This window comes from Streptomyces sp. NRRL WC-3618 (genome assembly GCF_001280005.1).
Classification (GTDB): Bacteria; Actinomycetota; Actinomycetes; order Streptomycetales; family Streptomycetaceae; genus Streptomyces.
In genome coordinates this window covers 1-228 of sequence record NZ_LGDW01000416.1, presented here as the reverse complement: position 1 = coordinate 228, position 228 = coordinate 1, and the positions used below count along the sequence as shown (strand labels likewise).

The 228-nt window shown below is 65.8% G+C and carries 1 protein-coding gene; it reads right to left on the bottom strand.

What is annotated here, in order from left to right:
- Positions 1–228 (bottom strand): RHS repeat-associated core domain-containing protein (locus ADL01_RS28005; RefSeq protein WP_159049663.1); only part of this gene is annotated, 228 nt, incomplete at both ends.

Below are 228 nucleotides of genomic sequence, written 5' to 3'. Positions count from 1 at the left end.
GAGTACGCGTACCCGTTCATCTGCACCGGATCCGCGAGATCAATAATCGGATCCGCCGACAGGAACCGCCCCGCCCCCTGGTCGTACTCCCGGGCCCCGATATGCGTAAGCCCGGTAGCAGCGTCGTCGATGCCGACGCCCAGGTAGCTCCGCTTGTTCGGCCAAGCAGCAGGCTTCGGGCCGCGTATCTCGCCGTACGGCTTGAATGCCCGCCGGGTTATCGGCTGG